The organism is Allorhizobium pseudoryzae (assembly GCF_011046245.1).
Lineage (GTDB): Bacteria > Pseudomonadota > Alphaproteobacteria > Rhizobiales > Rhizobiaceae > Neorhizobium > Neorhizobium pseudoryzae.
This window is the reverse complement of record NZ_CP049243.1, coordinates 125,940-145,769: the sequence shown is the minus strand read 5'-3', so window position 1 is coordinate 145,769 and position 19,830 is coordinate 125,940. Positions and strand designations below refer to the sequence as shown.

General features: G+C 60.2%; 22 protein-coding genes. 13 read left to right on the top strand and 9 right to left on the bottom strand.

Going from position 1 to position 19,830, the window contains the following annotated elements; all coding sequences use genetic code 11:
- Nucleotides 1-34: 34 nt before the first annotated feature.
- Nucleotides 35-316: a DUF2249 domain-containing protein gene (locus G6N78_RS18940; protein WP_054149260.1), complete on the bottom strand. Its 282-nt coding sequence runs from the start codon at nucleotides 314-316 to the stop codon at nucleotides 35-37.
- A 195-nt stretch (nucleotides 317-511) separates the two neighbouring features.
- On the opposite strand from G6N78_RS18940, the gene hemN reads away from it, so the two are divergent.
- A complete protein-coding gene (hemN, locus tag G6N78_RS18935) occupies nucleotides 512-1,864 on the top strand; it encodes an oxygen-independent coproporphyrinogen III oxidase (RefSeq protein WP_165222457.1) in 1,353 nt (450 codons plus the stop codon).
- A gap of 72 nt (nucleotides 1,865-1,936) precedes the next feature.
- Here the strand turns inward: hemN and G6N78_RS18930 are convergent, their stop codons facing one another.
- The 6 genes from G6N78_RS18930 to G6N78_RS18905 all read right to left on the bottom strand — a co-directional run bounded on the left by G6N78_RS18930 (nucleotide 1,937) and on the right by G6N78_RS18905 (nucleotide 7,521).
- Nucleotides 1,937-3,835 carry a nitric oxide reductase activation protein NorD gene (locus tag G6N78_RS18930; RefSeq protein ID WP_165222454.1) on the bottom strand — a complete coding sequence of 633 codons (1,899 nt, stop codon included), beginning with the start codon at nucleotides 3,833-3,835 and terminating at the stop codon, nucleotides 1,937-1,939.
- A 9-nt stretch (nucleotides 3,836-3,844) separates the two neighbouring features.
- Nucleotides 3,845-4,648, bottom strand: coding sequence for a CbbQ/NirQ/NorQ/GpvN family protein (locus G6N78_RS18925; RefSeq protein ID WP_069041048.1), 804 nt, complete (start codon nucleotides 4,646-4,648; stop codon nucleotides 3,845-3,847).
- Nucleotides 4,649-4,709: 61 nt separating this feature from the next.
- Nucleotides 4,710-6,056, bottom strand: coding sequence for a nitric-oxide reductase large subunit (locus G6N78_RS18920; protein WP_165222451.1), 1,347 nt, complete (start codon nucleotides 6,054-6,056; stop codon nucleotides 4,710-4,712).
- A gap of 27 nt (nucleotides 6,057-6,083) precedes the next feature.
- On the bottom strand, nucleotides 6,084-6,536 hold the full coding sequence (locus G6N78_RS18915) for a c-type cytochrome (protein WP_054149255.1): 453 nt from the start codon (nucleotides 6,534-6,536) through the stop codon (nucleotides 6,084-6,086).
- 155 nt (nucleotides 6,537-6,691) lie between these two features.
- Complete coding sequence (locus tag G6N78_RS18910) at nucleotides 6,692-6,967, bottom strand: cytochrome C oxidase subunit IV family protein (RefSeq protein WP_165222448.1); 276 nt, start codon at nucleotides 6,965-6,967, stop codon at nucleotides 6,692-6,694.
- A gap of 8 nt (nucleotides 6,968-6,975) precedes the next feature.
- Nucleotides 6,976-7,521: a cytochrome c oxidase subunit 3 gene (locus G6N78_RS18905; protein ID WP_165222445.1), complete on the bottom strand. Its 546-nt coding sequence runs from the start codon at nucleotides 7,519-7,521 to the stop codon at nucleotides 6,976-6,978.
- Between the two features lie 138 nt (nucleotides 7,522-7,659).
- Between G6N78_RS18905 and G6N78_RS18900 the strand changes: the two genes are divergently transcribed.
- The 8 genes from G6N78_RS18900 (at nucleotide 7,660) to G6N78_RS18865 (ending at nucleotide 14,097) form a co-directional block, all read left to right on the top strand.
- On the top strand, nucleotides 7,660-7,815 hold the full coding sequence (locus tag G6N78_RS18900; RefSeq protein ID WP_165222442.1) for a hypothetical protein: 156 nt from the start codon (nucleotides 7,660-7,662) through the stop codon (nucleotides 7,813-7,815).
- 10 nt (nucleotides 7,816-7,825) lie between these two features.
- Complete coding sequence (locus G6N78_RS18895) at nucleotides 7,826-8,302, top strand: hemerythrin domain-containing protein (RefSeq protein WP_165222439.1); 477 nt, start codon at nucleotides 7,826-7,828, stop codon at nucleotides 8,300-8,302.
- The gene (locus G6N78_RS18890; RefSeq protein WP_165222436.1) at nucleotides 8,299-8,982 is read left to right on the top strand and encodes an NnrU family protein; all 684 of its coding nucleotides are present in this window, start codon (nucleotides 8,299-8,301) and stop codon (nucleotides 8,980-8,982) included. The genes G6N78_RS18895 and G6N78_RS18890 overlap by 4 nt, the downstream gene beginning before the upstream one ends.
- 103 nt (nucleotides 8,983-9,085) lie before the next feature.
- The gene (locus tag G6N78_RS18885) at nucleotides 9,086-10,123 is read left to right on the top strand and encodes an ABC transporter substrate-binding protein (RefSeq protein ID WP_165222433.1); all 1,038 of its coding nucleotides are present in this window, start codon (nucleotides 9,086-9,088) and stop codon (nucleotides 10,121-10,123) included.
- A 12-nt stretch (nucleotides 10,124-10,135) separates the two neighbouring features.
- Nucleotides 10,136-10,942 (top strand): ABC transporter permease, encoded by an 807-nt coding sequence (locus G6N78_RS18880; RefSeq protein ID WP_165222430.1) that lies wholly within the window; start codon nucleotides 10,136-10,138, stop codon nucleotides 10,940-10,942.
- The gene (locus G6N78_RS18875; protein WP_165222427.1) at nucleotides 10,939-11,688 is read left to right on the top strand and encodes an ABC transporter ATP-binding protein; all 750 of its coding nucleotides are present in this window, start codon (nucleotides 10,939-10,941) and stop codon (nucleotides 11,686-11,688) included. The genes G6N78_RS18880 and G6N78_RS18875 overlap by 4 nt, the downstream gene beginning before the upstream one ends.
- Nucleotides 11,685-12,905 carry an NnrS family protein gene (locus tag G6N78_RS18870; RefSeq protein ID WP_234905994.1) on the top strand — a complete coding sequence of 407 codons (1,221 nt, stop codon included), beginning with the start codon at nucleotides 11,685-11,687 and terminating at the stop codon, nucleotides 12,903-12,905. The genes G6N78_RS18875 and G6N78_RS18870 overlap by 4 nt, the downstream gene beginning before the upstream one ends.
- Nucleotide 12,906: 1 nt before the next feature.
- Nucleotides 12,907-14,097, top strand: a complete 1,191-nt coding sequence (locus G6N78_RS18865) for an NnrS family protein (protein WP_165222424.1) — start codon at nucleotides 12,907-12,909, stop codon at nucleotides 14,095-14,097.
- Between the two features lie 19 nt (nucleotides 14,098-14,116).
- Here G6N78_RS18865 and G6N78_RS18860 read toward each other — a convergent pair whose 3' ends face one another.
- Together G6N78_RS18860 and G6N78_RS18855 are read right to left on the bottom strand one after the other, a co-directional pair.
- A complete protein-coding gene (locus G6N78_RS18860) occupies nucleotides 14,117-14,686 on the bottom strand; it encodes a UbiX family flavin prenyltransferase (protein WP_165222421.1) in 570 nt (189 codons plus the stop codon).
- Nucleotides 14,683-16,206 carry a UbiD family decarboxylase gene (locus G6N78_RS18855; protein ID WP_165222418.1) on the bottom strand — a complete coding sequence of 508 codons (1,524 nt, stop codon included), beginning with the start codon at nucleotides 16,204-16,206 and terminating at the stop codon, nucleotides 14,683-14,685. The genes G6N78_RS18860 and G6N78_RS18855 overlap by 4 nt, the downstream gene beginning before the upstream one ends.
- A gap of 108 nt (nucleotides 16,207-16,314) precedes the next feature.
- Here G6N78_RS18855 and ubiT point away from each other — a divergent pair, with 108 nt between their 5' ends.
- The 4 genes from ubiT (at nucleotide 16,315) to ric (ending at nucleotide 19,493) form a co-directional block, all read left to right on the top strand.
- Nucleotides 16,315-16,818, top strand: coding sequence for a ubiquinone anaerobic biosynthesis accessory factor UbiT (gene ubiT / locus G6N78_RS18850; RefSeq protein ID WP_165222415.1), 504 nt, complete (start codon nucleotides 16,315-16,317; stop codon nucleotides 16,816-16,818).
- Nucleotides 16,818-17,795, top strand: a complete 978-nt coding sequence (ubiU, locus tag G6N78_RS18845) for a ubiquinone anaerobic biosynthesis protein UbiU (RefSeq protein WP_165222412.1) — start codon at nucleotides 16,818-16,820, stop codon at nucleotides 17,793-17,795. The genes ubiT and ubiU overlap by 1 nt, the downstream gene beginning before the upstream one ends.
- Nucleotides 17,792-18,715 (top strand): ubiquinone anaerobic biosynthesis protein UbiV, encoded by a 924-nt coding sequence (gene ubiV / locus G6N78_RS18840; RefSeq protein WP_165222409.1) that lies wholly within the window; start codon nucleotides 17,792-17,794, stop codon nucleotides 18,713-18,715. Before ubiU ends, ubiV begins: the two co-directional genes overlap by 4 nt.
- A gap of 112 nt (nucleotides 18,716-18,827) precedes the next feature.
- A complete protein-coding gene (ric, locus tag G6N78_RS18835) occupies nucleotides 18,828-19,493 on the top strand; it encodes an iron-sulfur cluster repair di-iron protein (protein WP_370691531.1) in 666 nt (221 codons plus the stop codon).
- Nucleotides 19,494-19,830 lie beyond the last annotated feature (337 nt).

Here is a 19,830-nt window from a genome sequence, read left to right as displayed (position 1 = left end):
AGCGACCGCTATCGCCCGATCGCTCCCATGCAGTTCAATGACCACCACCGCAGTTGCAGTTGCAGCCTTCGTGCTTCTTCCGGCGAATGCGGACTTCCCATATCTCCGGACCACGGGAAAGGTATTCCCACCCGAACATCCCATCATAATGCATCTCGAGATGGTAGTAGAGCGGAACCGGATCATGATCGACGGTCAGGATCAACTGGTAATCCGGAAGCAGTGAATTCAACATTCCGAATATACGGGGATGCCTTTCCACGCGCGGAATCTCGCGCACGTCGAGCTTGAGAATATGATCTTCAACAACAGTCATTCGCTGGCTTTCTTCAATGCAAGTTGCGGGAGTCGCATGCAGCGTAAGCTGCACCGCAGGATACTGAAGCACCGACGCCTAGGCTTCGTTGTGCTGTAACAAGCAAAACCAGGAAAGCAGTGTTCCTGTTTGCCTTTCGACAACGAAGCGATGGCACCTGGCACTATCGTTAGGGCACCGAACCGGAGCGATACAATGAACACAGAGATTATCCGCCGTTATGGCGAAAGCCGCCTGCCCCGTTACACAAGTTATCCGACGGCGCCCCGCTTCTCGCCCAGTATTGGAGCAGGCACCTATCGTGATTGGCTGGCGAACATCCCCAAAAGCGAACCGGTGTCGCTTTACCTTCACGTGCCCTTCTGTCGATCCATGTGCTGGTATTGCGGCTGCCACACCACGATCACCCAGAAGGACGCACCGATCCTCGACTATCTGACCGTGCTGAAACAGGAAATCAGGCTGGTAGCAAAAGCCATCGGGCGGCGACAGGATGTCAGCGACATTCACTTCGGCGGCGGCACACCCACGATCATGACGCCGGAGGAGTTCCTCGATCTGACTACCACGCTCACAGCGGCCTTTGGTATTGGCGACGCGACCGAACTGGCGGTGGAAATCGATCCGAGAACGCTTAGCCCCGAAATGTCAGAAGCACTCGGAGAAGCGGGAATGACCCGTGCGAGCCTTGGCGTGCAGAGTTTCGACCCCAAGGTGCAGAAAGCGATCAATCGCATACAGTCGGCAGAGCAGACGGCAACGGCCCTGTCGAACCTGCGCAGGGCTGGAGCCAGAAGCGTCAACTTCGACCTGATCTATGGCTTGCCCCATCAAACCGTAGACTCTGCAATTGAAACTGCGCGCATGGCTGCTGCTATGCGCCCTGAACGCTTTGCCGTCTTCGGTTACGCCCATGTCCCGGCCTTCAAGAAGCACCAACGCCTGATCGACACGGCAGCGCTCGGCGACGCACATGATCGACACGCCCAGGCGGAAGCCATCGCGGCGACGCTGTGCGAAGCCGGATACCGACGGATCGGTCTCGACCATTTTGCGCTTCCTGAGGATCAGCTTTCGATTGCCGCCGATCACCGGGCGCTGCATCGCAACTTCCAGGGATATACGACCGACACTGCGTCGACGCTGATCGGGTTCGGCTCGTCGGCGATCGGACGTCTTGCCGAAGGCTATGCGCAAAACGATGTCGCCATCGGACGATATGCCAGCCTCATTTCTTCCGGGAACTTTGCCACATCGAAAGGCTACCGCCTCACACAGGAGGACCGCGTCCGCGCCTGGATCATCGAACGGTTGATGTGTGACTTTCAGGTGGATTTTACAGCCAAGCCAGATGGCTTTGAACTTCCCGAGGGGAGCTTTGGAAAAGCCAATCTGCTGCTCAAGACCTTGTCGGACGAAGGCATTGTGACCTGGCGTGGCGATGTGCTGAGCGTGGACACACAGCACAGGTTCCTGGTCAGAACGGTAGCGTCCTGCTTTGACGCCTATCTGGGAGAAGCGGGCAGAACACACGCCACCGCGGCCTGAGACAAAACGGCGATAGACGAGAAAGCCCGGTCCGACTGCTCGGTCCGGGCTTTCCCTTTGCGCGATCGCGGATCAGCGAACGAGCGCGCGGTAGATCTGCGGCAGGGCTGCCGGCAGGCGCCGGATATCGGGCACGACGGCATAGCCGTGATGGCCGAAGACGGCGGGCACATAGGTTTTGGCATCCTGATCGACGGTGACGCCGAAGACATGGATGCCACGTCGCCTTGCTTCGCTCACGGCCCGACGCGTGTCTTCAAGCGCAAAACGTCCCTCATAATGATCGACATCATTCGGTTTTCCATCGGTCAGGACAAGAAGCAAGTGCTTGCGATTGGGACGCTCGGCAAGTTTGGCCGTCGCGTGGCGTAGGGCTGCTCCCATGCGGGTATAGTAACCGGGCTTCAGCGCGGCGATGCGATGGCGCACCAAGGCACCCATCGGCTCGTCAAAGTCCTTGATCGTCTCGACGCGCACCCAGTCCCGCCGTCTCGACGTGAAGCTCAAGATAGAATGCATGTCGCCGCAGGCAGCCAGCCCTTCGGCCAGAACCAGAAGCGCCTCCTTCTCGACATCGAGTACCCGGCGGTCGTTGAACCAGGCGTCGGTCGACAGCGAGACGTCGACCAGCAGGGTCACCGCAAGATCATGGGCCTGCGGCCGGCTTGCCAGGTGGATGCGGTCGGAGCATTCACCGCTCGCAGCAAGCTCGGTGCGGCTGCGCACGACCGCATCGAGATCGAGATCGGCACCGTCGATCTGTGCACGCAGCATCTCATGGCGCGGACGCATCGCTTCGAACTGGCGACGCACACGGCGGATCATCGCCTTCATCTCGGATGACTGGGCCGGCGCCATGTCTCGTTCGCAAGCCGGACCGGCAAAGACCCGGCAGTGGTCCTTCAGATAGACCCCGCGTCTGTAGTCCCATTCCGGATAGGTCCGTTCCGCCTCGATCGCGGAATGGATGAGCGCTTCGGGCGGCAGGTCCAAGTCGAACCGAAATTTCGCGGCAGGCCGGCCCTTGCGTTCTCCAAGCACCATCTCGTCGAGTTCGTCGGCGGCTGACGCATCGTGATCGTCGCTGTCGTCGGCGGGACGGTCGACATTGACCATCTCGGCCATGGCAAGGATCTTCTCGAAGCGGTTGAGGATGAAGGAACTGCGCTCACCCTTGGCGGCAGAGTCCTTCTCACGGATCGCCACATGGCGTCCGGCCGCCTGCGCATCCGCCTGGCTGGAGCCGACCGGCTGGTCTAATTCCTGGCGACCGGCCCATTCCTCCCTAAGAACTGCCTGCGGCCAGAGTGGCACGGGCAACATCGGCAGATAGCCCGCAGGTGCCTGCATAGGCATTTCATTACCTGCAGAGAGCGGGGCAAGCCCCGCGCCACGGCGCAGGAGATCAATGATGCAGTCCTCCAGCAGCCCCTCAACCCGAGGCAGCGAGCCGCGGCGGCGCTCCGACAGAAGGGCGCGGCAAAGCCGACTATAACGATCGACCAGACCGGGGAAGGTCTCCAGGACCTGTGCTTCAAGCGCCGACGCCGCGTCCAAAAGTGCAAGATCTGCCTTGAGGGGATCAGTCTCGGTCATCGGTTGAAGCGGCATCACGGCCATGGCGGCGGCCAGCCAGACATAAAGGTCAAGATTGAGCGACTGCTCCGGCATGAGATCCAAGACTGGGGGCAACATCACGCTAGCTTCGTCCCGCGCCGGATGAATGAGCTTTTCTTCGCCCAGCCCCATGCGTTGCCGGAACTTCAGCCGGTGTTGCGAGGTCTTGCCCCGCGCCGGTACCAGTTGAACCGTCCGTTCACCGCCGAAGCCACGAAAGCAGACAGAGAGTACCGGAAGCACGTCCTCCAGCAGGACAGCCGCTTCGGGGTAACGCGGCCAGGTGCGGGTATCACCTGCCAGCCTGTGCCAGGCGCGCCCGACCGTCTCCTCAAGCTCCAGAAAGTCCAGCATGACATTCTCCTAGCGGATGACCGCCTGTGCCAGTTCAAGGAGTGCGGTACGCACGTCAGGTTCGTCGGTCAGCGGCTCTATCATGGCGGCACGAACGGCGTCCCGTGGCGCAAGACCGGCATCGATGAGGCTCGCGCAGTAAACCAGCAGACGCGTCGAGACGCCCTCCTCCAGGTCATGACCTTTCAATGCCCGCAGCCGCCGCGCCAGTTCGACCAATGGCTCTACAGCCGTGGCAGGCAGTCCACTTTCTGCCGAGACAACCTCGATCTCCCTCGCCTTGGGCAGGAAGTCGAACTCGATGGCGACAAAACGCTGGCGAGTCGAGGGCTTCAACGCTTTGAGGAGGCTTTGATAGCCAGGATTGTAGGAGACAACGAGCATGAAGGCCGGCGGCGCTTCAAGCTCTTCCCCTGTCCGCTCCAATGGCAGGATGCGCCGGTCGTCGGTGAGCGGGTGGAGCACGACGGCGACATCCTTGCGCGCCTCGACCACCTCGTCGAGATAGCACACACCGCCCTCACGGACCGCCCGGGTCAGCGGTCCGTCGACCCAGACCGTCTCACCTCCCTTCAAAAGAAAACGGCCAGTGAGATCGGCAGCCGCCAGATCGTCGTGGCAGGAGACGGTGGTCAGCGGCAAGCCAAGCTTTTGCGCCATATGACTGACGAACCGGGTCTTTCCGCAGCCTGTCGGTCCTTTGAGGAGAAGCGGCAACTGCCGCGTCCAGGCTGTCTCGAAGAGAGTGCATTCGTTGCCGGCTGGAGAATAGGCCGGGATATCCGGCTGAATGTTGCGGGCGATGATATTCATGTTCCTGATCCTCAAAATTGGGGAGAGCCCCGCCGCTTTTTGAAACAGCGGGGCCGCTGTTTCACTCGGCAGGCTCGACATAGCCGCCGAAGGCAGGCTCTTTTTCCTTGCCCGGCATCAACACGGCCCAGACGAACATCAGGGCCGAGACCAAAACGACCGCACCGGAGCCGAGACGCACCCAGTAGAACAGCGCCAACTGGTCCTGGACGGCCATGTAGCTTTCACCCAGCACGCGCTGGAGATGCACCTGCAGAACACCTGCGAAGGTGAGCGCAAAGGTCATTACCGACATGGCCGTGCACATCATCCAGAAGCTCGCGATCGACAGCCACTGGTTATAGGGCTGGCGGCCGCGCATTTCCGGGATGGCATAGGCCATGATCGCAAGATTGAGCATGACATAGGCGCCGAAGAACGCGAGGTGTCCGTGGGCTGCCGTCACCTGCGTGCCGTGAGTGTAGTAGTTGATCGAGGACAGTGTGTGCAGGAAGCCCCAGACGCCGGCACCGAAGAAGGCCATGACCGAGCAGCCGATCGACCACAGAAGAGCTGCCTTGTTCGGATGCTTGCGACCGGCCTTCCAAGTCATCACGAAGGTGAAGATGACCATGGTGAAGAAGGGCGCGACTTCAAGCGTCGAGAACAGCGACCCAATCCACTGCCAGTAGCCGGGCGCGCCGATCCAATAGTAGTGATGGCCCGTGCCGAGAATGCCGGAGAACAGCGCCAGCCCGATGATGACATAGAGCCACTTCTCGACCACTTCGCGGTCGATGCCGTTGAGCTTGATCATCAGGAAGGCGAGCACCGAGGCCATGATCAGCTCCCATACGCCTTCGACCCAGAGGTGGACGACATACCACCAGTACATCTTGTCGAGTGCCAGGTTCGTTGGGTTGTAGAAGGCAAAGAGGAAGAAGATCGCCACACCCCACAGACCGAAGATCAGGATGTTGGTGACGACAGTCTTGCGACCCTTCAGCGATGTCATGGTGACGTTGAGCAGCAACATCAATGCAACAATGACAATGCCGATCTTGATGATGAAGGGCTGCTCGAGAAACTCGCGCCCCTCATGAATGCCGAAGAGATAACCGACGACCGCGGCGGCAGCGGCAATGAGGAAGATCCAGAACTGCGCGACAGCAAGCTTTGGGCTGTAAAGCTCGGTTTCCGCTTCTTCCGGCAGCAGATAATAGGTCGCGCCCATGAAGCCCATCAACAACCAGACGATCAGGGCGTTGGTGTGGATCATACGGACGATGTTAAAAGGGAGGAGCTCGGAGAGCGTATTGGGCAGAACGTAGATCGTACCCGCGACGACCCCAAACAGGACCTGGGCGATAAAGAGGCCGAGCGCACCGTAAAAATACAGCATCGCGACCTTCTGGCTTTGATATTTCATTTTGTGTCTCCTTGGGTCACGAAGGGCTCAGCCAGCCTCGTTCGGCGGCCAGTTCTGCGTCTTGATTTTGCTGGTCCATTCGAGGAAGTCTGCGAGATCGTTGATCTCTTCGTCGGTCAGATTGAATTGCGGCATCTGGCGGCGACCTTCGACACCAGAGGGCTGTGCCGCCATCCAAGAACGAAGCGTCTCGCGTGCACCGTCACGATCGTCCTGGCCACCCCAGCGGGTCCAGACATTGCCGAGTTCGGGCGCGAAGTAGGCGCCTTCACCCAAGATCGAGTGGCAGTTGATACAGGCGTTCTTTTCCCAGATATGCTTGCCGCGCGCGACGCTGTCGGTCAGCGTCGATTCATCTGTTGAAGTAGTGCGGATGTAGTAATGGCTGTGGGCGGTGAGCCCCACGAAGATCGCAAAAAAGAAAATGGAGCCGCCATAGAAGACGTTGCGCGCTCCGGTCTTGGTCAGGCGCTCTGCCATGCCCTTGTCCTTCCGTCTGCCAGGCTTGAAAGGCCCGACCTGGTTTCCCCGCCTCGAAGGCTTCGGCGATCCCCTCGCCGGCTCTGCGGGATATTCTTTTCATAGACAGTGATCGGAGTTGTTCTTTGCGCTTTGGCAAGCAACGGCGCGAATGTTCAGCCCAAAAGAAGGACCACCAGCGACCGAGACAGGGCGGCGATCAGAATGATGCTCAACCAGCAGATGAGCGCAATCCGCATGGGATGATGTGCGCCCCTGAGTTCGAGGAAGTCGAGCACCACAAGCCGTCCCTTGGCAAAGGCAATCGCAAGAACGGCGGCAATCGGTACGATCGTTGGACCGGCGAGCGCCGTAACAATCGTGCCACCAATTGCGAAGGTTATCAGCATGGCGAGCACACCCACCAAATCCTCGTGCTGTCTGCGGGTCATGAGAAGCCTCACGCAAGATAGAGAATGGGAAAGATGACCAGCCAGACGAGGTCGATCACGTGCCAGAGTGTGGCGATCAGAACCAAGTTTTCCCGTGCCGGGCGCCAGGCGACGAGAAGAAGCGCAATGGCACCGAAGAAGACATGCAGGAGATGAAAGCCGGTAATGATGAAATAGAGCTCGAAGAAGGTGTCGAGCGTTGCATCGTGGGCGTAGCGAACCTCACCCCAGTATTCGAAGAGCTTGACCGCCACGAAGCAGAAGCCGAGGAGGGCTGCAATCGTCAACGGCCGTTTCACCGCCTCGAGATCAAGCCGATTTCGCATCGCCACGGCGACAAAGTACCCGCTAACCAGCAGGACAAGCGTGTTCGCGCCGGCGATCCCCGGCCTTAAATGCAGACGCGCCAGTTCGAAGGCTTCTGCATCGAAGGTCGAGACGACGAGGAAGCCAAGGATCAGGATGCCGAAAGCGATCAACTCGCTCCACACCAGGATCCAGAGCAGCAGGTGGTCGTCCTTTGCCTCCTGCTGGAGGCTCGTTTGCATGGCCATCGTCAGTTCTCCCGTTGATCGGGGTCGTTTCTAGAGAAAAATCCGAAGCGCTCTTTGTGGGAGCGCAAAGAAGACTGACGAAAGACAAGGCAGAGTGCTCCCAGAACAGAAGGGCCAGAACAGAAGGGAATGACTGAAATGACGGATGCACAGATCGGCCTTGTCGTTGCGACACCTGTCATCATGGGCTTTGCCCTGATGCTGAAGCGCATGGGGGTACTCCAGGGCGGGGGCACTCTAGCCGCCGTTCTGACTTCGCTTGCCATCGGCGTCATCCTGTTCATCGGCCAATAAGGGAAAAACCATGGAAACGACTGGATCCAGCCTGACGGCCTCCGAGGTCAGGGCGCTTGAGGACAAGCACCGCGATCTTCTCATTCTCTGCTTGAAGCTGGAGGAGTTGGCCGCGGACTTCGACACAGGTGAGATTCCACCTGGTATCCAAAAGGTTGCCAAGCACATCGAACCGTTGGTCGCAGCCGCCCACACTCTGGAAGAGCAAAAGTTCTACCCCGACCTCGAGCTGCATGCCGGCTCCTGCTTCGGCTCTCTTCTTCTCGATCAGGTCAAGTCCGAACATCGCGTCGACCGTCGCGCGGCCCGTGAGCTATCTCTCACTTTGGCCGCTGTTGCTCGCAAACGATGCAGACTGAGCCTGGAAACGGTGGCCCATATGGTTCGCGGTTTTCAGGAAGCTGTCCGGCGCCATATCACTGCGGAGCAGATGCTGCTGCAGCAGCTTCTAAACGTGGAACCCGAAACGCAGGTGTTCCCAACATGACCCAGATCGTTCTTGCGCTTGTAGCCTTCTTGTTGTTGCATTCGGTGCCGGCCATACCAGCCATCCGGGGAAGGCTAACCGCAGCGCTTGGATTACGGCTCTACCTTCTAGTCTATTCGACAACATCCGTAGCACTCCTGATATGGGTCCTGCATGCCGCTTGGAACACCGAGTATGTAGAGATCTGGCGGCCGGATTCCCGGAGCATCCTCGCCAATCTCGTGTTGTCGCCACTCGGGCTCTTTCTGGTCACGGCAGGCCTAATCAGTCCCAATCCCGCATCTATCAGCTTCATGACAGGTACTACACCTGGCGCGATTACAACTCTCACCCGCCATCCGGTCTTGTGGGGATTTTTACTCTGGTCTCTCGGCCACCTCGCAGCAAACGGTGATACCAGATCGCTCCTTGTCTTCGGTGGCCTCGGTCTGTTTTCTGCTGTCGGTATCCTTGTCGCGGAAAAGCGCGCGAGACGCAGGATGGGAGAAGACTGGTTACCAGTCGAGAGATCAACATCCATATTTCCGTTGATCGCCCTGCTCTCCGGACGCGCCAAGCTGCGTCTGGATGGACATCTGGTAGCCGGGCTCGCCGTGACGCTGCTTGTCACACTCTGGCTGCTCGCGGGAGGCCATGCCGCCCTGTTTGGCGCAGATCCGATTCTCGCGCTCGACATCTGAGAACGATTCCAGCCGGTAATTCCACACACTACTTGCTCTACGTCAAACATCCGCGCGCGGACGGCTATAACATGAGTAAATAAATCAATTTTCGGAGAGCATGATGCCCAACACCTTGAAACAGGTCAGCGAGACGAATATCATTGAGGCCGACGCGGCAGGCCATGCAACAACCCGTCGCACTTTATGCGCTGGCATCGCAGCGACCCTTGCCCTTCCCTTCCTCAACACACGGGCACGCGCTTCCTCCCTCGACCAACTCGTCCTCTTCGGCCCTCCTGCCGGACCATCGATCACGCTGGCCTATGCGGTTGGCAAAGGCCTGCTGCGCAACGTCGCAGATAAGGTGGAGTTTAGGGTCTGGCGCACGCCCGATGAAATGCGGGCGGGCCTGTCGTCCGGATCCATGAGAGCCGTAGTCATGCCGACAACGGCGGCGGCAAATCTCCATACGCGCGGACTTGGCCTGAAACTGGCCAGCGTAATGACCAATGGCCTTCTCTATATGGTATCGCGCAACGATAAGATCGCGGCTTTCGCCGATCTCGAAGGTCAAAGCGTAACCGTGCCATTTCCCAATGACACGCCGGAACTTGTCTTCGATGCGGCGCTTGCCCACCATCGAATGACCGGCAAGGTCAAGGTAGAGCGGGCCGGCACGCCAATCGAAGCCGTTCAGATGCTGCTCGCAGGGCGTATCGACACGGCGCTACTGCCCGAACCGGCAGTCTCTGCCGCCATCTTCAAGGCCAGTACAGGTGGTCAGGCGCTTCACCGCGTCATCGACATGCAGAAGGAATGGGGTATGGTCACCGCAAGTACGCCGGTCATGCCCCAGGCAGGTCTCGCCCTGACGCAAAACTTCCTGGACGATCATCCGGAACAGGCGACCGCGCTTCTTGCGGGACTTGCACGGGCAGCAGTCGAGGTGAACGCCAATCCGGCAGCGGCTGCGAGCCAGGCCGCGTCGGCACTTGAACTCCCATGGCCTGTGCTGCAGGCGTCGATCCCCTATTCGAACCTCGTCGCCATTGCCGCGCGTGATGCGCACGGACCGATCGAGACCCTGCTCAAAGCCGTGGCACAGAGGCATCCCGAGATGGTGGGCGGTCGCATGCCGGACGCGTCACTTTATCTGTAGGGCGGGATCATCATGGGCCTAGCTTATCGTGCGGGAAGGGTGGCGCGCTTTCTCTGGTCCGGCTGGGCGGGTCTCGGCGGCCTTGCTGTCTTTGCCGCCGTTTGGCAGCTCGGAGCCGAAGCCTATGGCAGCTTCGTGTTGCCAGCACCGGCCGAGACGATCCAGACCCTGTTCAAGCTGGCGGCATATCCCGACAACCGTATGTTGGTGCTGTCAACGAGCCTGAGGGCGCTCGCCGGCTTTTCACTCGCCGCCGTGTTCGGAACGATGGCAGGCGTGGTGGCCGGATATCATCCGGCGATCATGCGCCTTGCGCGTCCGCAGGTGACCTTGCTGATCGGCGTCCCGCCGATCGCATGGATCGTCCTTCTGATGATCTGGTTCGGCATGGGGGCCGGAACGGTTATTGCCACCGCAGCTATCGCCGCCTTGCCGCTTGTCTTTGTGGGTGCAGCCGAGGGCATCCAGACACGAGACCGGAGATTGGAAGACATGGCCCGTATGGCCGGCCTGTCGTGGCTGGCCCGCCTGTTTCAGATATCCCTACGGCAAATGCTTCATGCGTTATTTCCTGCTTTGGTCATGGCACTGGGCACGGCTTTCAAGGCAGCAGTCATGGCCGAGTTGCTGGCCAATGCCGGCGGTATAGGAGGCGCGCTCGCCAATGCCCGTTCCGCACTCGATGTGGAAGCAGCTCTTGCGTGGATCCTCCTGTCGGTCATTGCGCTGATCAGTGTCGAATATGGAATTGTTCAGCCACTGCGCGCCGAAGCCGAGGCATGGCGGGAAGCCGCCCAACCCTGGGGCGTACGCCGATGACCCTCCTCCAGCTCAAAGCCGTGGGGCACGTCTATCTCGGCCGCCCCGTTCTCGAACAGGTCACTCTGCAGGTCAGCCAGGGGGAAATGGTCGCGCTGGTCGGACCGTCCGGTTGCGGCAAGAGCACGCTTGCCCAGATCGCCGCCGGGCTGATTATCCCCCGCCACGGCCAAGTCGAGCGAGGCTATGCGCGCTGCGCTTTCGTCTTTCAGGAACCGCGCCTCCTCCCATGGGCGACGGTCGAAGCCAACGTGGCACTCAGCCTATCTGGCCTCCCCGTGGCGCGGTCCGAGCGAAGGGTAAGAATTGCAGCGGCCTGTGATCGCGTATCGCTGGAAGAGAGCGACTGGCAAAAGTTTCCATCGCAGTTGTCGGGTGGCATGCGCCAGCGCACGGCGCTTGCCCGTGCTCTTGTCGCCGACCCCGACTTCCTCTACTTCGACGAGCCCTTCACCGCACTCGATGCCGCCTTGCGAAGGCGGATGCAGGATCTCGTCGTCGCCACGGCCTCAGACAGCGGCAAGGGCGGGCTCTTCATCACCCATGACATCCATGAAGCGCTGCGGATCTGCCACCGGATCGCGGTTCTCGACCGCTACGGCCATGGAATTCTCGACTGCGTCTCTGTTCCCGAGACACCGGGGCATCGCAGTGAGGAAATGATTTTCGAGACGGCACGAAGGCTCATTTCCGATCATCCGCTGTTTGCCGTCGTTGAAGAACATGACGAGCGGAGGCTGGCATGAGTGTGCTTCCAGCCATACGCATGCTTCCCTCGGCCGATCTTGCCAGGGCCATGTCCGCCGAAGGCCTCAGACTGATGTTTCCACTTGCCGCCTTGCATGCTGCGCTGTGGCCCTTTCTTTGGGTCGTGGTTTGGTCTCTCGATCTACCTTTTGCCGTTTCCTCCCTTCCCCGCCACTGGCACGCCCAGGAAATGCTGGTCGGCTCCTTCGGAGGCGCGCTTTTTGGCTTCCTGACCTCTGCCCTACCGGAATGGACGGACACGCAACGCCTCAGTGGACGCCCCCTGTTCTTGGCTGCAGGTCTTTGGGCCGGTGCCCGCTTGCTGGGCTTCTTCGCCGTCGAGAACGGATGGCTGCTTGGCCTCGTGTTCGATCAGGCGTGGATGCTGTGCCTGCTTACCTATGCGCTACGCCTGTCCTGGATCAAGAAAAGCACCGGTCTCCTGGGTTTCATCCTGTTCGTCACCACCTTTGCGGCGGCTGCGGCTCTACTGCGGATCGCGATTGCCTTGGAAGCCTCCGACCTGTCGGACCGCGCAATCAGAATTCTTGGGCTCTCGCTTCTAGGCCTGCTGGGTCTCGCCCTTGCCCGCATCACCGTCCCAGTGACCAATCTGATCCTTGATCCGACGGAAAAGACCTCGCCCTACAGACCGCATCCGGGCCGGGTCCATCTCTCAGCGGGGTTGACCATGCTGGTGATCGTGGCAGAGGCAGCCACGCTCTCGGACGCCGTGCGCGGCTATCTGATGTTGGCTGCCGGTGCAGCCTTTCTCGATCGGGTTGCCGAGGGGTTTGTGGGGCGCGAAGGCTTTTCCTTCGAACTTGGCGGTCTTTGGCTGTCGAGTGCGCTGGCTGGCACCGGCCTTCTCATCTGCGGCCTTAGCCTCATTGGCCTGCCTCTGCCCTGGCTGGGTGGGCTGCATCTGGCGCTGATGGGCGGGCTAGGTCTCGGCGTCCTGCAGGTGTTGTCGATTGCAGGCCTGCTCCATACCGGTCAACCGCTGCGCTTTTCGAAGACAACCCGGATGGCGATCCAGCTTCTGGTCCTGTCGGTGCTTCTCCGGATCCTCCCGGAATTCGCGCCGTCCCTCTCCCTGCCCTTCGGCGCTTACGGTCTGACCTCTGCGCTGTTTTCGCTCTCATTTCTCCTTTGGGCCAAGGCCTATATTCCTCTGCTCTGGTCACCGGAAACGGTCGATCAGGAAAGGTGCTGACATGACCAAATTTCCAGGCCCGTCCATCCCACAGCGTCTCCTGTCTGGAGGCTTCCGCCTGTTCTTTCCAGGCAGCGCGCTTTTGGCCGCCGTCTCCATCGCTATCTGGGTCCCGTGGTTCCTCGGCTTCATGGATGTTCCGACCCTCTTGCCCCCGGTTGCCTGGCACCAGCACGAGCTCCTATTCGGCTTTGTCCCGGCCGTGATAGCAGGGTTTCTTCTCACCGCCGTGCCGAACTGGACCGGCAGGCCCGGTTTGACGGGCATACCGCTTCTGGCGCTGTTTCTTCTCTGGATCGCCGGGCGGCTGACGATCAGTTTTTCAGAATGGACCGGCATGCTCGGCGCGACACTCGTTGCGCTGGCCTTCCTGCCAGTGCTCGCCATCTTCGTTCTGAAAGAACTTGTCGCTGCCTCGAACCGACGCAACTACAAGATCGTCGCCGTTCTCGCGCTCCTGAGCGCCGCTCAGGTGCTTTTCCATCACGAGATCGAGCGCTACGGTCGCGTCGAAATGGCCGATCGTCTGGCGCTGTCTGCGATCCTCATCCTCATCTCTCTGGTTGCAGGGCGCATTATTCCGGCATTTACCGGCAACTGGCTGAAGGCGAACAATCCAGGGCAGTTGCCGCAGAGTTTCGCCCCTTTCGATCTCGCCGTGATGATCCTTGGAAGCCTTTCACTGGCGATGTGGATCGCTGTCGGCGGCGGCCTTGAAAGCCTCCGGTTTCCCTCGGGGCTGCTGATGTTTGTCGCCAGCCTTGCTCATCTCGTGCGACAGGCAAGATGGTGCCCCGAGCGCACGCTCGGGGAGCCCCTCGTGACGATCCTGCATGTCGGCTATCTCTTCATTCCCTTAGGCTTTTTGCTGACCGGCCTGTCGATGCTGTTGGACCACTCCGGCTTCGCCGCGGCAGGCATCCATGCCTGGACGACAGGTGGGGTCGGGGTCGTGACGCTGGCGGTGATGACCCGCGCCACGAGAGGCCATACGGGCCAGGCTTTGACGTCCCCGCACTCAACAACCTGGCTCATCTATGCACCAATCATCCTCTCGGCACTGCTGAGGATCCTGGTCGCAATTTGGCCGCAGCACACCATGCTGCTATTGCCGATCGGAGGCCTTGCCTGGATCGTGGCATTCCTGGGTTACGTGGTCTTCTACATGCCGTTGATAGCGCGAAAGGGATAGGAGGGAGCCATGAGCGCCCTCACCCTCTCCACTCCGGTATCAAGGGTGCATCCGTCAACCCGAGCAGATCCACGGCACGAGCCGCAATATGGGCGACGAGATCCTCCACGCTCGCTGGATTGCGGTAGAAAGAGGGGACCGGCGGCATCACCACGGCCCCCATCTCGGTCACCGCGACCATATTGCGCAAGTGCGCGAGATGCAGCGGCGTTTCGCGGGCAAGGAGAACCAGCCTGCGACGCTCCTTGAGCTGCACATCGGCCGCCCGGGTGAGGAGGTTATCGGTGATCCCAGTCGCGATGGCGGCAAGAGACCGCATCGAACAAGGGGCGACGATCATACCGGCCGTGCGGAACGATCCGCTGGCAATCGATGCACCGATATCGCTTTCCGAATGGAAATGGGTGGCGAGCCCGATCAGCCGCCCCATCGCCTCGTTGCCCGCCTCATGTGCGATTGTCCGGCGCGCCGCTGACGTGACGACGAGATGCAGTTCCACATTATCTATGGCGGCCAGGAGCCGACCGACCTGAAGACCGATCGCCGCCCCCGAAGCGCCTGACATGCCGAGAATGACGCGCCGCATCATGGCTCACCTGCCCTTGTGTTGAGGGATCCAAGTCCAAGTTCGCCCCAGATCGCATCGACGCGCGCCGAGACCTCCGGCGTCATTTGCAGCACGTGACCCCATTCCCGATCGGTTTCTGCGCCAAACTTGTTGGTGGCATCGAGACCGAGCTTCCCACCAAGCCCAGGTTTAGCAGAGGCAAAATCGAGATAGTCGATGGGTGTATTGTCCACCACCACCAGATCGCGGGAGGCGTCGAACCGCGTGGAAATCGCCCAGATGACATCGCTCCAGTTTCTGACGTCGACGTCGGGATCCACCACGATGATGAGCTTGGTATAGCTGAATTGCGGCAGCATCGACCAAAGCCCGAGCATGATCCGACGCGCTTGCCCTGGATAGCGCTTGTCGATCGAGACGACGATCGCCCGGTAGGAGCAGGCTTCTGGAGGCAGATAGAGATCAATGATCTCCGGAAACTGGCGCTTGACGATGGGAAGGAAGAGGGCATTCATCGCCTCTCCAAGCACCGAAGGCTCGTCTGGTGGACGGCCGGTGAAGGTCGAGAGGTAAACAGGATCCTGCCGCATCGTCATCGCCCTCAAGGTCATGACGGGAAACGGCTCGACGGAATTGTAGTAGCCCGTGTGGTCGCCATAGGGACCCTCAAGTGCGGTGTCCGCGATCGAAACGGTCCCCTCCAGAACGATTTCTGCAGTGGCTGGAATATCAAGGGGCTGGGTGAGCGCCCGTACCACGCGGCTGCGCTTTCCTCTGAGCACACCGGCGAACGAAAGCTCGCTCATTGTCTCCGGCAGCGGCATGACGGCGGAGAGGATTGTTTGTGGATCAGCGCCGATTACGACCGCAATGGGCATATCCTGCCCCACCGCCTGCCACTGCCGGAAGTGTTTTGCAGCACCACGATGGGCAAGCCAGCGCGTGATCAATCGCTTGCGATCCAGCGCTTGCAGCCGGTAGACGCCGACATTGACATCCCTGGGGTCGGAGGGCGATGCGGTGACGACAAGCCCCCAGGTGATCAGCGGTGCCGGTTCGCCGGGCCAGCACCACTGGATCGGCAGTCGGTTGAGATCAACGGCCTCGCCTTCGAACACGATATCCTGGCATTCGGCGTGAGACACCCTGCGGCATCCCAGCGCCATGGCGGAGCGAAGCACAGGCAGCTTCTTCAGGGCATCCCGGAGCGACGCCGGCGGCCTCGGTTCGCGCAATTCGGCCAGAAGGTCCGCGAGATCGCCAATCTTGCCGCCAGGGATGCCATAGCCAAGTTCGATCCGCTCGCGCGTGCCGAACAGATTGGCAAGCAGCGGTATCTCTGACACTGCACCGTCCGACCGGACCGGGCGCTCAAAGAGCAAGGCCGGGCCTCCCTCTGCCAGGACGCGCCTGTGGATTTCGGTTACCTCATGAACAAGGCTCACCGGCTGCGCGACGCGGAGAAGCCGTCCCTGCCTTTCCAGTTCGGTCATGAAAGATTGAAGACCGTCGTAGCGACGAGGCGGTGCGTTCTGTGTCATGCGGACCGCTATGACCTGTGAATTCGGTTGCGTCTTTGCGCTGGAGCAATCTGGATTGTCGGCCGTTCCCATAGGCTTGCGACGGTTCAAACCATCAAAATTGGCGCAATGCAGATAACATCCATTCTGGCTCTCCCGCTGAAAGCCGTGCCGCTCATGCCTCTCGTGTCAATTGAGCTCGTGGCAAGTCGCCTCTTCAAGCTCCTGCTCTCGGCTCATGGCGACATGTTCGAGCGCCTTGGCACATACAAGAGCAACCGCTTTTCATTTGCTCCAACTGATCTGCCCCTCATCTTCCTGATCGAGCCCGACCTGCCTCGTCTCAAGGTGGTGCGCCAAGGCGAGACCTTCACGGCGGATGCGGGTGTCGAGGCCCCGCTCGTCATGCTGCTGGCGCTCCTCGAGGGGCGTTGCGATGCTGATGCACTGTTCTTTTCCCGCGACCTGCGCGTGATCGGGGACATGGAGGCCATGCTTGCGATGAGAAGCGCCCTCGATGACTGCGATATCGACCTTCCGCGTGATCTCGCGCGGATAGGGGGACCTGCCGCGCCCATCGTTCACAGGTTGGTCGAGGGAATACGACGCCAGTCGCTGAAGGAGATACAGTGATGGAACTGATCTGTCCGGCGGGAACGCCAGCCGCCTTTCGTGAAGCCGTCGATGCAGGCGCTGACGCAGTCTATTGCGGCTTCCGCGACGAGACCAATGCCCGCAATTTCCCCGGCCTCAATTTCAGCCGGGACGAACTGCACGACGCAATTGTCTATGCCCGCATGAAAGGCTGCATGACATTTGTCGCCCTCAACACCTTCATGCGGGCTGGCGACGAAGAGATCTGGTATAGCGCGGCGGCCGACGCGGTAAGGCTCGGTGCCGATGCGCTGATCCTGGCCGATTTCGGCCTCATGGCCCATGTCAGGGAACGCTATCCAGAGCAGCGCTTGCATGTTTCGGTCCAGGCGTCTGCTTCCAATCCCGAAGCGATCAATTTTCTCGTCGAAGCCTTCGACGCAAAACGGGTCGTCTTGCCGAGAACGCTGACGATCGGCGACATTGCCCGCATTGGTCGCAAGGTCAAATGCGAGATCGAGGTCTTTGTTTTCGGCGGGCTTTGCGTCATGGCCGAGGGACGCTGCTCGCTCTCCTCCTACGCCACCGGCAAATCGCCCAACATGAACGGCGTCTGCTCCCCGGCGAGCCATGTGCGGTACCGACAGGACGGCTCCGACATGGTGTCGGAGCTCGGCACTTATACGATCAACCGGTTCAGCCATGGGGAGGCCGCCGGCTATCCCACACTGTGCAAGGGACGCTTCGACATCGGCGATGCCCGTGGCTACGCCTTCGAAGACCCCGTGTCCCTCGATGTCATGGGCGAAATCGAAGCCTTGAAGGATGCCGGCGTCTCCGCCTTAAAAATTGAAGGACGCCAGCGCGGCAAAGCCTATGTTGCCGAAGTCGTGTCGACGCTGCGCCAAGCGCTCGCAACCGCCCCCTCAGGGCGTGCCCCCCTGTTGGCCCGGCTGAGAGCGCTGAGCGAAGGACAGAAGACCACGGTCGGCGCCTATGAGAAGCGCTGGAGATGAGCATGACTGAACTGACACTGGGGCCCGTATACTATCTCTGGGACGGCCCAAAGTGGCGCGATTTCTATTTGCGGATCGCAGACGAAGCGCCGGTGGATCGCGTCATCCTTGGTGAGACCGTGTGCTCCAAACGTCAGCACTTCATCGAACCCTACCTCGCGGACGTGGTGGAACGGCTGGAACGGGCGGGAAAGTCAGTGGCCTTTTCGTCGCTTGCGCTCGTCACTCTGGAGCGCGAGGGCCGTATCGTGAAAGACCTGATCGAGACATCGGACCACCCCATCGAGGTCAACGATCTCTCCGCAATCGGCCTAATCAAGGGCCGCCGACACCTCGTCGGTCCCTTGGTCAACGTCTATAACGGTCCAACCGCACGCCTGATGGCACAACGCGGGGCAGACCGCATCTGTCTTGCGCCCGAACTGCCCTTCAGCTCGATCGCCAGGATCGCCGCTGACGCGCCGGATGTAGCTCTCGAAGTCATGGTATTTGGTCGTATGCCACTTGCCATATCGGCTCGCTGCGCCCATGCCCGTTCCAAGGGCAGGATCAAGGACAATTGCCAGTTCGTCTGTGGCGAAGAGCCGGACGGCCTGTCAATCAAGACACTCGATCGCCAATCATTCCTGGTGCTCAATGGCGTGCAGACAATGTCGCATACGTGCCAACTCCTGCTCAACGAACTGAAGGAGTTGCAGGAAGCCGGGGTCAACGCCTTCCGTCTCTCACCACAGGACTGCGACATGGCGCGCATCGCCGTCATCTTCCAGGAAACGCTGTCGGGCAGCATGGAACCCGAAGAGGCCGCCGCTTTGATAGGGTATACTTATCCCACCGCCAACTTCTCCAACGGATTTCATCACGCGCGAGAGGGAGCGGCCTGGGTATCGCGGGCGAAAAACAAAGCCAACGCGCCCTGACGCACGAGGGGATACGAGCACATCTTGTTTGCGAAAGCGCAACGACCGGACCTGCGTTCCTCACCATAGTCGGCACCACAGCGATAACAGGTGAAGCGCAAGTAAGGTGAACTTGATGGAACTTAACGCAAGCCAGACGGTCGGAAAGATCGCGACCTCCCTGCCCGGTGCAGCCGCACTTTTCCGTCGTCACGGCATCAGCTTCTGCTGCGGTGGCTCTGATAGCATCGAGGCCGCGGCCGAAGCCGCAGGACTCTCGCCGGAAACCCTGGTGGACGAATTGCAGGGCCTTGTCGACGCCGCGTCGACAGAAGCACCGGATGGAACTGTTGATCTGATCAATCATATCAGGACACGCTACCACGACACCCACCGCGCGGAACTCATCTCGCTGATCCCTCTCGCGGCCAAGGTCGAACGGGTGCATGGCGATCACCCCGATGCACCAATCGGCCTGGCAAACCTCCTCGAGCGTATCCAAAGCGACCTCCACAGCCACATGCATCGCGAGGAGCTCATGCTCTTCCCGCTCATGGAACGCGGCGACCATCAAGCTCTGACGAGACCCATCGAACAGATGCGCCACGAACATGACGTAGAGGCCGGGCATCTGGCAGAACTCGAGCACGTGACAGGCGGATTTCATCTGCCGGACGGCGCATGCAATTCATGGCGCGCGCTTTACGCAGGGGCGAAGAAATTCGCCGACGATCTGGTCCAGCACATGCATCTGGAAAATGAAGTCCTCTTTCCACGCTTTACCGGCGGGACCCTCTAAAACAAACCTATCGAGGATGAGGGATCATGCGGAAGAACCGAAAGCCGGACCGAGGTATAGACCGCGACAGGTTTCATTCTCCAGTCGTTTTTAGATCGCGGCGTGAGCGAGCCTGTGACACCATCTGCGACATGCATGAATGCGTAATCAGTGGCTGCGCCGGACCCGAGACGGTCGCCTATCTCATGGAACGACTGCTGTCACTTGATCCTCGATATACAGGCGGCAGGCGATGATCGGCCCGTCATGCCATCCGCTCAATTGCGCCTGGAGTTTGCGCGTAAATGTGCAGTCCGCGCTTCAAATCCCCATCAAACCTGCGTTGGATTGACGCACG